Consider the following 13147-nt stretch of genomic DNA (forward strand, 5'->3'; position numbering starts at 1 on the left):
ACGCCTGCCCGGGGACACACCCCCAAACGGCCGCCGAGATGAACGGCAGGCCAACACGTCCGGACGTCCACGTCGCCGGGCGCCGGACCGGCCGTAGTGGGCCGGCCCGGCGATCGAGGGCCGCTAGGAGCGGACGCGCGACAGGGCCGTGCGGATCTTCGGAGTGAGCCACTCCTCGACGTAGCGGTTGAGCAGCCAGGCCAGCAGCAGCATCGTGGCGACCGTCAGCAGGAACGTGCCGTAGGACGGGATGTGCAGCGTGCGGTGATAGGCCTGGATGGCGACCCAGCCCAGGTGCTCGTGGACCAGGTAGAAGGGATACGTCAGCGCGCCGGCGACGCTCAGCCAGCGCCAGTTCGCCCAGTTCAGCCAGCCGAGCGCGATCGCGGCCACGGCCACGTAGCCGAGCGTGACGACGAGGACGATGCCGAACGAGGTGCGGTACGAGAAGAAGTCCGGGTTGGGAGCGTGCCACAGCCGCTGGACCGCGTAGTGCTGGCCGATCAGCCAGCTCACGCCGACGATTCCCCAGGCGTACGCGTCCCGCCGGTCGCGGTGCACGAGGTAGAGGCCGACACCGCCGATGAAGAACGGCGCGTACTCCGGCATCAGGACCAGGTTGAGGAGCGGCTCGTTCGCGGCCTGCGCGATCGCCGCCGCCAGCGTCCAGCCCGCGCAGAAGAGGATCACCCGCTGCCGGCTCGCGCCGGGCAGCACGATGCACAGCGCGAACAGGGCGTAGAAGCGGACCTCCGCCCACAGCGTCCAGCACACGCCGAGCACCCGGTCGACGCCCAGGGGCTGCTGGAGCATCGTCAGGTTCACCAGCGCGTCGCTCGGCGAGACCGCCTTGTACGCGACCACGGGCAGCGCGAACACCGCCGTCACGATGACGATCGCCGCCCAGTAGGCGGGCAGCAGGCGGGAGGCTCGGGAGGCGAAGAACGCGCGCAGGGTGCGGCCCCAGCCGCTCATGCAGATCACGAACCCGCTGATGACGAAGAAGACCTGGACGCCCAGACAGCCGTATGCGAAGTACGAGTGCAGCAGGGGGAATTGATGCTGGGGCGAACTGCCCCACGCCTGCGTCACCTCGCCGTCGCGTCCGCCGTAGTGGTACCCGGCGACCATCAGCGCGGCGACGAGCCGCAGTCCGTCGAGCGCACGCAGGCGCGGAGCGTGCGCCCGGCGCAGTATCCGGGGCGGGACGCCGTCGGCCCCGGTGCCCGGCGTGGATGTCGTGGGCGTGGTGTCCGGGGGCGCTGAGGCGGGCCCGGCGGCCGGGGCGGTCATCCGAGCGTCGCCCGCTTCAGCGACCGGGCGCGGCGGGCCACCCGGCGGACCGTCGCGTTGCGCGGGATGAAGGCGAGCTGCGCCGGGACCGCGCCGGGCAGCGCCAGCGAGGTGAGCCTGCGGCGCTTGAAGTACCGCCAGGTGTCGTCGTTCAGATGGTGCGTCAGATAGTCCTCGGCGGTTCCGCGCAGTTCCGGGTAGATCTTCGGCTGCATCGCGAAGCCGACGGCCTGCACGAGCGCGGTGAGCGCCGTGACGTCCAGGGCGCGCCGCTGCTCGGCGACCGCCGCCTTGTCCGTGAGCTCCGGCAGCAGGGCGTCCACGACGGTGACGGGGATGCGGTTGCTGTTCTCGTACGGGGTGAGGCGGTCCAGCAGCGACCCGGTGCCGATGCGGGCGACGGGCAGGCCGTACAACGCGGACGCCGTGAGCAGCGCGGTGGAGAAGCAGCCGACGACCAGGGCGGGGCGCATCCGCTGGTAGAGCACCTCGGCGAGGACCGGTGTGTCCAGCACGGTGAGGTCGGCGCCGAGTCGCTCGGCCTCCTTCTCCAGGGTGCGCGACCAGCGGGCGGGAGCCGTCGGATGCGGTTTGAACACCACGCGGGTGTGACCGAGCGCGATCGCGCCCTTCAGCATCCGTACGTGCAGGTCCTCCTCCTCCTCGGCGGTGAGGATGCCGAGCGCTGAGAGGTACTGGCCGAGGAGCAGCGCGGGCTCGTCGATCGCGGGCAACGCGTCGCCGGTGTCGACGAGTTCGCCGAGCACCTTGACGAACGCGTCCGTCGGCACGATCTCCGGCCGCACGTCGAACTCGGTGAGCAGCAGAGGGACCAGACCGGGGACGAGGTCCAGGTGGAGCAGCCGGGTCACCCGGGTGCCGACCAAGGGGTCGATCTTGTTGCGGGTGGGGCCGTAGCTCATCAGGCCGTCGGCGTACACGGTGACGGGCGCGCCGGTGAAGATCTGCGCCACGCCCAGCGCCGGGTTCACCTGGATCGACTCGACGGCCAGCTCGACGTCGTCGTCGCCGAGGTCCCAGGCGAGCCGCAGGTGCCGCTCCCACATGGGCACGTCGTCCAGGCGCGGGGCCCAGCCGCCGGGGTGGAACGGCGAGATGGTCTCGTTCCACGAGATCACGTCGTCGAACCGGCCGCGCAGCCGTTCGAAGCCCGGCATCTCGTCCACGCCTGGCGTCGTCTCGGGCGTCGCCGCGTTGTTGGAGACGAGCAGGATGCGCCGGTCGGCGGGGGCGAAGCAGTCGGTGTCCAGCGCGGCGGCGAGTGTGGCCGTGCCGTACAGCGTGGACGCCATGAAGATCTGGGTGGTCACGCGGCCACCCCCGTGCCGGGAGCGGGCCGGCGGCGCAGCCGGCGCAGCCGGGTGGCGCGCTGGACGTCCATCGAATCGAGGGCGTCGTCGAGCACGTCCTGCGGCATGCGCCGCAGGGCGACCGCGCTCATCGACTTGAGTTTCCGTGCCACGGGTGGCTCGAACCTTTCGATGGATCCAAGGTGATGGGAAATAATCGCGCAATACGTGCGCACGGCTTTGGGCAGGAGCTTTTCCGCGTCACGGTCCTCGGCGGTTTCCGCCACGACCTGATCGAACGCCCGAATGAAATCCAGCTGACGTACGTCGCCGATCTGCGTCAGTGAGGAGGCCACACCACGCCGGTAGAACACACCGAGCAGTCCCACCGTGGCGAAGGATTCGGCCTCCCGGTGCAGCTTCCAGATCCACGGCCGGTCCTCGGCCGTACGCAGCCCGTCGGTGAAGTGCAGCAGGCCGCGGTCGACCAGACGGCGGTGGTAGATGCCCGCCCAGGCGTACGCGTAGTCGACGGACGTGGACCGGTCGGCGGGCAGGATCGCGTCGCGGGGATTCATCACCACGCCGCGCCGGCCGTGCGGGACCCGGTTCACGGTGCGGGCCCGCGCGGTGCACTGGACATGGTCGGTGCGCACGAAGTCGCAGCCCAACTCCTCGATGGACGACAGGAGTTGCTGGTAGTAGCCGGGGGCGAGCCAGTCGTCCCCGTCGAGGAACGTGAGGTATTCGCCGCGCGCGGTGTCGATGCCCGTGTTCCGCGCGGTCGCCAGCCCTCCGTTCTTCTCGTGTCTGACATACACCGCACCCGGGAGCTCGCGCTCCGCGCGCGCGAGAATGTCAGGTGTCTCGTCGCGCGAGCAGTCGTCGACGAGAATGAATTCGAAGTCCTCGCGTGTGTTCGCACGCAGGCTCTTCAGGGTGTCGGGCGCATATTGCTGCACGTTGTAGAACGGCACGATGACGGAGAGCTTGACCACCCACGTGACGTTAGGCGGCGGCCCGGCATTCGTCTTGACCGTTGGTGAGATGTCAGGTGAACGACGCGTGGCGAAGCCGTGAACCCAGCTGATTTCCGTGCGTGGCGCGGCCCGATTCGCCATTCGTCGATGTGCTGTTAACCGTTTGTTGCATTCGGGTTGGGCCGCACCTCGAAATGGCTTCCTAGCGTCTTCGACGTGCCAGCAAGTACCACGAAGTCCCTGCGGGTGGCCGTCCTTGCGGATTCCGATACCCGGTGGAAATGGGGCTCGCTCACCGCGAACCGCCTTTCCCCTGCCGAATCGGACATGCGCCTCGACGGCTTCCTCCTGCGCGGCCGTGCCACTCCCACCGCCCGCCAGCTCGAAGAGGTCGGCGTCCGCGCGGATTCCCTCCGCGAGGTCACCGCCGTCGAATTCCTGCGCGAGATGGCGAAGGAGCCGTACGACGTCCTGGTCCTCGCGCTGGTCGGCGGCGCCGTCCAGGCGATGTTGCACGGCCTCGCCCACGCCTGGGACGGGCGCACGCGGCGGCCCGTGGTCGTCACCGGCTACGTCGGCGTCGTCTACGAGAAGCTCGCCGACGGCCTGCTCCTGCGGCACGGCGCGGACCTGGTTCTCGCCAACTCCCGCCAGGACGCGGACCGGTTCCGGGCCGTGTACGAAGGAGTGGGCGCCGACGCCTCCTCGGTGACCGAGGTCGCGCTGCCCTTCCTCGGCGGTGCGGACTACACCGGGAACGACCCGTACACGGTCGTCTTCGCCGCGCAGCCCTCGGTGCCGGAGAGCCGCAAGGACCGCACGTACCTGCTCGACCGGCTGATCGGGCACGCCCGCCTGCACCCGGAGCGCGAGGTGCTGCTCAAACTGCGCTCCAAGCCGGGCGAGCACACCACGCACATCGAGGAACTGCCCTACCAGAAGCTGGCGCAGAAGACCGACCTGCCGCCCAACTTCCGCCTCGTGTACGGGCACATGGGCGAGGTCCTGGACCGTACCGACCTGCTGGTCACGGTCAGCTCCACCGCGGCCCTGGAGTCGCTGCACCGGCGCATCCCCACCGTCGTCCTGACCGACCTCGGGGTGCGCGAGGCGCTCGGCAACCACCACTTCGTCGGCTCCGGCTGCCTCGCCTCCTGGGACCAGCTCGACGACGGACACCGGCCCACGCCCGACGCGGCCTGGGTGGCCCGGCAGGGCGTCGTCGCCGGGGGTCCCTCCTCCCGGCAGGGCTCCTACGAGACGGCCTTCGACGGGGCGCGCCTGCGCATCGGCGAGCTGCTGGAGGCCGGGAGCCTGCCGCCGCTCGCGCCCTACTACACGCCCGTCACCGCGCCCGGCTACCTGCCCGGCATCCTCGCCCGCCACCACCTCGGCCCGGACGGCAGCCCGCTGCCCGGCGCGCCCGCGGCGGACAAGGAGCCCAGTCCCGTACGGCAGATCGTGCGCCGGGCGGCCCGCGGCGCCTACCGCCACGGCGTCCAGCGCGTGGCACCGGTGATCCGGCGGATGGGTGAGCTGTGAGCGCCGCCGGCCGGAGCGACGCGCCCGGAAGCCCCCGCCCCCCACGCCTCTCTCGCCTCCCTCGTCAAGGAGAACAGCGCATGACCCATCAGGAAGCGGACCAAGCGGCGCCGATGCGCCGGGTGCTCGCGGTGATCCCCGCGCGCGGCGGCTCCAAGGGTGTGCCCGCGAAGAACCTCCTCCCGGTCGGCGGTGTGCCGCTGGTGGCCCGCGCGGTGCGCGAGTGCCGCGCGACCCGCCTCGTCACGGACGTCGTGGTCTCCACGGACGACCAGGCGATCGCGGCGGCGGCCCGGCAGGCCGGCGCCGAGGTCGTGCTGCGCCCCGCCGCCATCGCCGGTGACACCGCCACCTCCGAGGCCGCCGTCCTGCACGCCATGGACGCCCACGAGGCGCTGCACGGCTCGGCCGTCGACGTGGTCCTGCTCGTCCAGTGCACCAGCCCGTTCATCGTCCGCGAGGACATCGACGGCGTCGCCGCGGCGGTCGTCGAGAACGGCGCGGACACCGCCCTGACCGTGGCCCCGTTCCACGGGTTCATCTGGCGGGACGCGGCCGACGACCCCGCCGTCGTGGACACCGCGCACACCGCCGAGGCGAGCGCGGCCGGCGCGGGAGGCACCACCAAGGTCGCCAACTCCACCAGCACGGACGGCGGCTACGGCGTCAACCACGACAAGTCCTTCCGCCCCCGGCGCCAGGACCGCCCCCAGGACCTCCTGGAGACCGGCGCGGCCTACGCGATGGACGCGACGGGCCTGCGCGAGCACAAGCACCGCTTCTTCGGCCGCACCGAACTGGTGCGCACCGACCCCGCGCGGGTCCTGGAGATCGACGACCCGCACGACCTCGCCCGCGCCCGTGCCCTCGCGCCCCTCTTCGACGCCAACCGTCCCGGATCCCTCCCGACCGCCGACGACATCGACGCGGTCGTCCTCGACTTCGACGGCACCCAGACCGACGACAGGGTGCTGATCGACTCCGACGGACGGGAGATCGTCTCCGTGCACCGCGGGGACGGCCTCGGCATCGCGGCCCTCCGCAGGAGCGGCCTGACGATGCTCGTCCTGTCCACGGAGAAGAACCCGGTCGTCGCCGCACGCGCACGCAAGCTCCAGATCCCCGTGCTGCACGGCATCGACCGGAAAGACCTCGCACTGAAGCAGTGGTGCGAGGAGCAGGGCATCGCGCCTGAGCGCGTGCTCTACGTCGGCAACGACGTCAACGACCTCCCGTGCTTCGCCCTCGTCGGCTGGCCCGTGGCGGTCGCGAGCGCCCACGACGTCGTGCGCGGCGCCGCACGCGCGGTCACCACCGTCCCCGGCGGTGACGGCGCGATCCGAGAGATCGCCAGCTGGATCCTCGGCCCCTCTCTCGATTCCCTCGACAAGTAAGGAACTTCTCCACCATGAGCACCAACTCCCGTCTGCGAACCTTCGGTTCGAAGACCGCCGGCCCGGGCCACCCCGTCTACGTCGTCGGCGAGATCGGCATCAACCACAACGGCGAGCTCGAGAACGCCTTCAAGCTGATCGACGCCGCCGCCGAGGCCGGCTGCGACGCCGTGAAGTTCCAGAAGCGCACGCCGGAGATCTGCACCCCGCGCGACCAGTGGGACATCGAGCGCGACACCCCCTGGGGCCGCATGACCTACATCGACTACCGCCACCGCGTGGAGTTCGGTGAGGACGAGTACCGCCAGATCGACGAGTACTCCAAGGAGAAGGGCATCGCCTGGTTCGCCTCCCCGTGGGACACCGAGGCCGTCGCCTTCCTGGAGAAGTTCGACGTCCCGGCCCACAAGGTCGCGTCCGCGTCCCTGACCGACGACGAGCTGCTGCGTTCGCTGCGCGCCACCGGCCGCACGGTCATCCTGTCCACCGGCATGTCGACCCCGAAGCAGATCCGCCACGCGGTCGAGGTCCTCGGCTCGGACAACATCCTGCTGTGCCACGCCACGTCGACCTACCCGGCCAAGGCCGAGGAGCTCAACCTGCGCGTCATCAACACCCTGCAGGCCGAGTACCCGAACGTCCCGATCGGCTACTCGGGCCACGAGACCGGCCTGCAGACCACGCTCGCCGCGGTCGCCCTGGGCGCCACCTTCGTCGAGCGCCACATCACCCTCGACCGCGCCATGTGGGGCTCCGACCAGGCGGCCTCCGTCGAGCCGCAGGGCCTGACCCGCCTCGTCCGTGACATCCGCACCATCGAGGCCTCCCTCGGTGACGGCGTCAAGAAGGTCTACGAGTCCGAGCTCGGCCCCATGAAGAAGCTGCGCCGTGTCGCGGGCGTCGTCGCCGAGGCGGAGATCGCCGCCGCTGCGGGCGAGCCGGTCGCGGTCTGAGCGCCTTACGACGGGACGGTCGTACACTGATGAGCCCCCGCGCCGGTTCCGCCGGCAGCCATACCCTCGCCTTCGTCGAGAGTCCGGTACAGCTCCTGAACGTGCTGGAGTGGGCGCACACGCACGCCCACAGTGCCGCGGCGGCGGCCGACGCGGGGCTCACCCGCGCGACGGCGCCCGGCGCGGAGCTCACCCTCGTCGTCCTGTCCCCGAACGACCCGATGACCCGCGGCCAGTTGCGCCGCATGGCCGAGCTGGCCCGCGACGAGGGCCACGAGGTCCGCTGGGAGGAGGCGCGCGGCGGCACCACGGCCCCCTTCCACACCATCGGGGGACTGGCCCCGCTGCTCCGCCGGGCCCGGCGCATCGTCATGGGGGACCCCTTCTCCCGGTACGTGCAGCTGCTGCTCACCATCACCCGGGCCCAGGACCTGGTCGTGGTCGACGACGGCACGGCGACGATGGAGTTCGTCGCCCAGCTCGCGCGCGGCGAGCGCCTGGTGCGCTGGCACCGGCGCGGTGGCCGCCCCGGCGCGCGCGACGTGCTCTTCGCGCCGGTCTCCGCCTCGGCCCGCCGTCGTCTCACCCCGACCGAGCACCGCACCGTCGAGGTCTTCTCCTCCATGCCGATCGAATCGGCACCCGACGGCGTCCGCATCACCGCCAACGACTTCTCCTGGACCCGCGCCCGCTTCGGGCCGCCCCGCATCACCAAGGGCGCCGACCTCGTCGGCACGTCCCTCGTCGAGACCGGTGTCGTCGACCCGGATCGCTACCTGGAGGCGGTGCGCTCGCTCGCCGCCGCCCACGGCGCGACCCGTTACTTCGCGCACCGCCGCGAGAGCACCGACAAGCTGCACCGGCTGGCCGCCGAGACCGGGCTGGAGATCGTCCGCCCCGACCTGCCCCTCGAACTGATCGCCCGCCGCGGCCCCATCGGCCGTACGATCCTGAGCTTCCCGTCGACGGTCGTCCACACCCTCCCGCTCGCCCTCGTGGGCACCGAGGTCCGCGTGGCCGTCTGCGACATCGACCCGGCCTGGCTGACGGAGAACGCCTCCCCGCGGGCGCAGGGCTTCCTGTCGGGGGTCACGGGCACCGCACGCGACGTCCACCGGCTCTCGGCGGTGAGCACGGCCTGACGCCCCGACACCCCGAGGCGTACGCCCCGTGTTGGAACAGTGGCGCTCACATGAGCGTCCGGCGGCGGGCGAGGGGCGCGGACGTGGTATGCGTGGGGTACGGGAATGGCCTCGGGAACCCCGAGCGTTCCCCGGACGGGTTCCGCGTGCCCGCGCGGACCGGAATCGAGGGCCGGTCACCACATCGGCCCAAGATCCAATCGCCCGGAAAGCCGGGCGAGTTTACCCATCCCCGCCAATAGCTATGCGGTGCGCGGCCGATTTTTCTTCCCCTAACGGGCTGAAGTTTTGTTGATCGTGGGTCGGTCGGCCGCCCGATCGCCCTACCCTTCAAAGGGTGAACCAACTGATGTCCCGAGAGTCCGAGGCCGATCTCCCCGGGGAACCGCTGCTCCCCGGCGCGCTGCCCGAGGCACTGCGCGCCGAACTCGTTGCGTTCCGCCGAGACCTGCACATGCACCCCGAGCTCGGCAACCAGGAGTTCCGCACCACGGCGGCGCTCAAGGCGCGCCTGGAGCAGGCCGGCCTTCAGCCGCAGGTGCTCGCCATCGGCACCGGACTCATCTGCGACATCGGCGACCGGGACGGCGTACGGCCCATGCTCGCGCTGCGCGCCGACATCGACGCGCTGCCCATCCCGGACACCAAGACCGACTGTGCGTACCGGTCCACCGTGCCCGACCGTGCCCATGCCTGCGGCCACGACATCCACACGACGGTCGTGCTCGGCGCCGGGCTGGTCCTCGCCGAGCTGCACCGCGAGGGGCGGCTGCCCCACCCTGTGCGGCTGATCTTCCAGCCCGCGGAGGAGGTGCTGCCCGGCGGTGCCCCGGACGCGATCGACTCGGGCGTCCTCGACGGCGTGGGACGCATCATCGGCGTGCACTGCGACCCGAGGGTCGACGCGGGGCGCATCGGACTGCGGCACGGCGCCATCACCTCGGCGTGCGACCGGCTCGAGGTCTCACTCGACGGCGCGGGCGGGCACACCGCGCGCCCTCACCTCACCACCGACCTCGTCACCGCGGCCGCCCGTGTCGTCACCGACGTGCCGGCCCTCGTCGCCCGGCGCGTCGACGCCCGCAGCGGGCTCGCCGTGACCTGGGGCCGTATCGAGTCGGGCCACGCCTGCAACGTCATCCCGCAGCACGCGGAGCTCTCCGGGACCGTGCGCTGCCTGGACCTGGAGGCCTGGCGGGCCGCGCCCGACCTGCTGCACGCCGCGATCGACGAGATCGCGAACCTCTACCGCGCCAAGTCCGAGATCAACTACATCCGCGGCGTCCCCCCGGTCGTCAACGACCCGGCCGTCTCGGAACTCCTGCGTCACGCGATGACCGCACGGCGCGGGGCGCACTCCATCGAGGACACCGAACAGAGCCTCGGCGGCGAGGACTTCTCCTGGTACCTGGAGCATGTGCCGGGCGCGATGGCCCGTCTCGGGGTCCGGACGCCGGGCGACCGCACCACCCGTGACCTGCACCGCGGAGACTTCGACGCGGACGAGTCGGCCATCACTGTCGGCGTCGAGCTGTTCACGGCCGCGGCACTGCTGGACGCCGGGGCGTGAGGAGGACGGGCGCGACCGGCGAATCGGTCGCGCCCTTCACCGTCGCGCAGTAGCGTGGGCGAAGCCATCCATGGCCACGGGCCTCGTCACGCGGTCCGCTCCTTGCGGACGCGAAGGGTGATGCCGGTGGCGGGTGTTGTGCGTCCCCTTGCTCCTTTCGGCCCCGTGGTTCACAAGGACGTAACCGGCCATCGGCACGAATGGATAACGGCCACGCGGTACCCCGTTCCCTGGACGGTCTACGCGCGTTAATCTGCGCCGAACTCAGCACCCACTGCGGGGCTTTGGAGAATGGGGAACTTCAGATGCGTCGGATATCCAGCCTGACCCGCGTCGCGGTGGGGGTCGCGTCGCTCGCACTCGCCGCCACGGCCTGCGGCGGCACCAGCAATGACAGCGACAAGGGCAGCGGCGACAGCAGCAAGACCGGCAAGGGTCTCGCCATTGCCTACGACGTCGGCGGCAAGGGCGACCAGTCCTTCAACGACGCCGCGTACGAGGGCCTGAAGAAGGCGAAGGCGGAGTTCAAGTACGACACCGCCGACATCGAGCCCACCGACGGCGAGACCGACGCCGACAAGGAGCAGCGCCTCGCGTCGCTGGCCAAGCAGGGCTACAACCCGGTCATCGGCATCGGCTTCGCCTACGGTCCCGCCCTGGAGGCGGTGGCCAAGAAGTACCCGAAGACCAGCTTCGGCATCGTCGACTCGGTCGTCGAGGGCGACAACGTGGCGTCCCTGGTCTTCGCCGAGCAGGAGTCCTCCTACCTCGCCGGTGTCGCGGCCGCCAAGGCCACCAAGTCCAACACGGTCGGCTTCGTGGGCGGCGTGGACATCCCGCTGATCCACAAGTTCGAGGCGGGCTACAAGCAGGGTGTCCAGGACACCAAGCCGGGCGTCAAGGTCCTCTCGCAGTACCTGACGCAGACCGCCGAGGAGGGCGGCTTCTCCAGCCCCGACAAGGGCAAGGCCGCCGCCGAGGGCCAGATCGAGAAGAAGGCCGACGTCGTCTACCAGGCGGCCGGCCTGTCCGGTCAGGGCGTGATCGAGGCCGCCGCCAAGGCGAAGGTGTGGGCCATCGGCGTCGACTCCGACCAGTACAAGCAGGAAGCGCTGGCCAAGTACAAGGACTACATCCTGACCTCCGCGCTCAAGGACGTCGGCGGTGCCGTGTACTCGCTCGCCAAGTCCGTCAAGGACGGCAAGCCGCTGACCGGCACGCAGACCTTCGACCTGAAGGTGAACGGCGTCGGCCTCGCCGACAGCAACCCGAAGATGGCGGAGATCTCCGGCCTCACCGACGCCGTGGCCAAGGCCAAGGAGGGCATCGTCGGCGGCTCCATCAAGGTCAAGACCGAGTAGTGACCGCACGGGCGCGCTGAGGCTCGCCCGCGCCGGAACCGGCGAATGTGGTCGAAGTTACACAGAGCGGGCGGGCACCCACGGTGCCCGCCCGCTCTCGTGTGCCCCGCGCAGGTCACCCACCGCCACAGCGCCTTTGCGTTCGGCAAGTCTCCGTCCGGCGCGTACGTGGCGTCGGGCACAGCCGGATAACAAGGTGGACAGAAGGGGTTTTCTAGTTGGTCTACGCGCGTTAATCTGCGGCGAAGCCAGCGCCGAAGCTGAACCGTCAGGCGCTTGTACGACAGGAGCACAACACATGCGCCGGGTTACCCGCATCGCGCTCGCAGGTACTGCGACCGCCTCTCTCGCCCTCGCCCTCTCCGCCTGTGGCGGCACCTCGACCTCCAGCTCGTCCTCGGACAGCAAGGGTGACAAGGGCCTCGCCATCGCGTACGACGTCGGCGGCAAGGGCGACCAGTCCTTCAACGACGCCGCGTACGAGGGCCTGAAGAAGGCGAAGGCGGAGTTCAAGTACGAGACCGCCGACGTCGAGCCCACCGACGGCGAGACGGACGCGGACAAGACGCAGCGCCTGGTCTCGCTGGCCAAGCAGGGCTACAACCCGGTCATCGGCATCGGCTACGCCTACGGCCCGGCCATCAAGGCCGCCGCGGAGAAGTACCCCGACACCACCTTCGGCATCGTCGACGACTCCACCGTCACGTCGAAGAACGTCGCGGACCTGGTCTTCTCCGAGCAGGAGGCCTCCTACCTCGCCGGTGTCGCGGCCGCCAAGGCCACCAAGTCCGACACGGTCGGCTTCGTGGGCGGCGTGGACGTTCCGCTGATCCACAAGTTCGAGGCGGGCTTCGAGCAGGGCGTCAAGGACACCAAGCCGGGCGTCAAGGTCCTCTCCCAGTACCTGACGCAGACCGCCGAGGAGGGCGGCTTCTCCAGCCCCGACAAGGGCAAGACGGCCGCCGAGGGCCAGATCGAGAAGAAGGCCGACGTCGTCTACGCGGCGGCCGGTCTGTCGGGTCAGGGCGTCATCGAGGCCGCCGCCGCCAACAAGGTGTGGGCGATCGGTGTCGACTCCGACCAGTACCAGCAGGAAGCGCTGGCCAAGTACAAGGACTCGATCCTGACTTCGGCGACCAAGAACGTGGCGAGTGCTGTGTACAACCTTGCGAAGTCGGTCGAGGACGGCAAGCCGGAGACCGGTATCGTACGGGGCGATCTGAAGACCGGTGAGGTCGGCCTGGCCGATTCCAACCCGGAGTTCAAGAGCAACAAGGCGATCCAGGACGCCGTCAAGGCGGCCCAGGAGAAGATCGTCAGCGGCGAGATCAAGGTCAAGACCAGCTGACGAGCAAGACCTCAGGAGCAGCCATGCGGTTCCGAGGACGTACAGGCGCATCCCCCTGCCGCCCGGCACGGGAGCGTACCTGTCCTGCCTCGGAGCCGCTTGGTAACCGCGGGGTTACGTCCGCTCAACGGGATACGAGGAGTCTGGCTCCCCGTATCCCGTTCTCGCGGGGCGTGGCCCCCTTCGTTGCCGTAGGGGCGCTACGCGCGTAGACGACCCCCTTTCCCTCAGGAGAGTGCGCCATCAACGCGTCC

General features: G+C 70.4%; 10 protein-coding genes. 7 read left to right on the forward strand and 3 right to left on the reverse strand.

Going from position 1 to position 13147, the window contains the following annotated elements; all coding sequences use genetic code 11:
- Positions 1 to 123: 123 nt before the first annotated feature.
- From ACSYGO_RS28645 to ACSYGO_RS28655, 3 genes are read right to left on the reverse strand one after another with little or no spacing between them, the layout of a single operon-like run.
- A complete protein-coding gene (locus tag ACSYGO_RS28645; protein WP_426677334.1) occupies positions 124 to 1293 on the reverse strand; it encodes an acyltransferase family protein in 1170 nt (389 codons plus the stop codon).
- Positions 1290 to 2624, reverse strand: coding sequence for a polysialyltransferase family glycosyltransferase (locus ACSYGO_RS28650; RefSeq protein ID WP_432173775.1), 1335 nt, complete (start codon positions 2622 to 2624; stop codon positions 1290 to 1292). The genes ACSYGO_RS28645 and ACSYGO_RS28650 overlap by 4 nt, the downstream gene beginning before the upstream one ends.
- Positions 2621 to 3601, reverse strand: a complete 981-nt coding sequence (locus tag ACSYGO_RS28655) for a glycosyltransferase family 2 protein (RefSeq protein ID WP_345656344.1) — start codon at positions 3599 to 3601, stop codon at positions 2621 to 2623. The genes ACSYGO_RS28650 and ACSYGO_RS28655 overlap by 4 nt, the downstream gene beginning before the upstream one ends.
- A gap of 198 nt (positions 3602 to 3799) precedes the next feature.
- Between ACSYGO_RS28655 and ACSYGO_RS28660 the strand changes: the two genes are divergently transcribed.
- From ACSYGO_RS28660 to ACSYGO_RS28690, 7 genes are all read left to right on the forward strand, one after another.
- Complete coding sequence (locus ACSYGO_RS28660; protein WP_426677332.1) at positions 3800 to 5125, forward strand: DUF6716 putative glycosyltransferase; 1326 nt, start codon at positions 3800 to 3802, stop codon at positions 5123 to 5125.
- 80 nt (positions 5126 to 5205) lie between these two features.
- A complete protein-coding gene (locus ACSYGO_RS28665) occupies positions 5206 to 6519 on the forward strand; it encodes a cytidylyltransferase domain-containing protein (protein ID WP_460388162.1) in 1314 nt (437 codons plus the stop codon).
- A 14-nt stretch (positions 6520 to 6533) separates the two neighbouring features.
- On the forward strand, positions 6534 to 7472 hold the full coding sequence (locus ACSYGO_RS28670; RefSeq protein ID WP_028802952.1) for an N-acetylneuraminate synthase family protein: 939 nt from the start codon (positions 6534 to 6536) through the stop codon (positions 7470 to 7472).
- A 29-nt stretch (positions 7473 to 7501) separates the two neighbouring features.
- Complete coding sequence (locus tag ACSYGO_RS28675; RefSeq protein ID WP_435226877.1) at positions 7502 to 8614, forward strand: hypothetical protein; 1113 nt, start codon at positions 7502 to 7504, stop codon at positions 8612 to 8614.
- Positions 8615 to 8963: 349 nt separating this feature from the next.
- Positions 8964 to 10184 carry an amidohydrolase gene (locus ACSYGO_RS28680; RefSeq protein WP_460389773.1) on the forward strand — a complete coding sequence of 407 codons (1221 nt, stop codon included), beginning with the start codon at positions 8964 to 8966 and terminating at the stop codon, positions 10182 to 10184.
- A gap of 305 nt (positions 10185 to 10489) precedes the next feature.
- Positions 10490 to 11545, forward strand: coding sequence for a BMP family lipoprotein (locus ACSYGO_RS28685; protein WP_426677330.1), 1056 nt, complete (start codon positions 10490 to 10492; stop codon positions 11543 to 11545).
- A 298-nt stretch (positions 11546 to 11843) separates the two neighbouring features.
- A complete protein-coding gene (locus ACSYGO_RS28690; protein WP_426677329.1) occupies positions 11844 to 12893 on the forward strand; it encodes a BMP family lipoprotein in 1050 nt (349 codons plus the stop codon).
- The last annotated feature ends 254 nt before the right edge of the window (positions 12894 to 13147 follow it).

It is taken from the genome of Streptomyces krungchingensis, from assembly GCF_054729265.1.

Bases quoted from the DNA above. Each gene is read 5' to 3' on its own strand.
- ACSYGO_RS28675 (WP_435226877.1), top strand. From the start codon at position 7,502: ATGAGCCCCCGCGCCGGTTCCGCCGGCAGCCATACCCTCGCCTTCGTC.
- ACSYGO_RS28645 (WP_426677334.1), bottom strand. From the start codon at position 1,293: ATGACCGCCCCGGCCGCCGGGCCCGCCTCAGCGCCCCCGGACACCACG.
- ACSYGO_RS28665 (WP_460388162.1), top strand. From the start codon at position 5,206: ATGACCCATCAGGAAGCGGACCAAGCGGCGCCGATGCGCCGGGTGCTC.
- ACSYGO_RS28690 (WP_426677329.1), top strand. From the start codon at position 11,844: ATGCGCCGGGTTACCCGCATCGCGCTCGCAGGTACTGCGACCGCCTCT.
- ACSYGO_RS28670 (WP_028802952.1), top strand. From the start codon at position 6,534: ATGAGCACCAACTCCCGTCTGCGAACCTTCGGTTCGAAGACCGCCGGC.
- ACSYGO_RS28685 (WP_426677330.1), top strand. From the start codon at position 10,490: ATGCGTCGGATATCCAGCCTGACCCGCGTCGCGGTGGGGGTCGCGTCG.
- ACSYGO_RS28680 (WP_460389773.1), top strand. From the start codon at position 8,964: ATGTCCCGAGAGTCCGAGGCCGATCTCCCCGGGGAACCGCTGCTCCCC.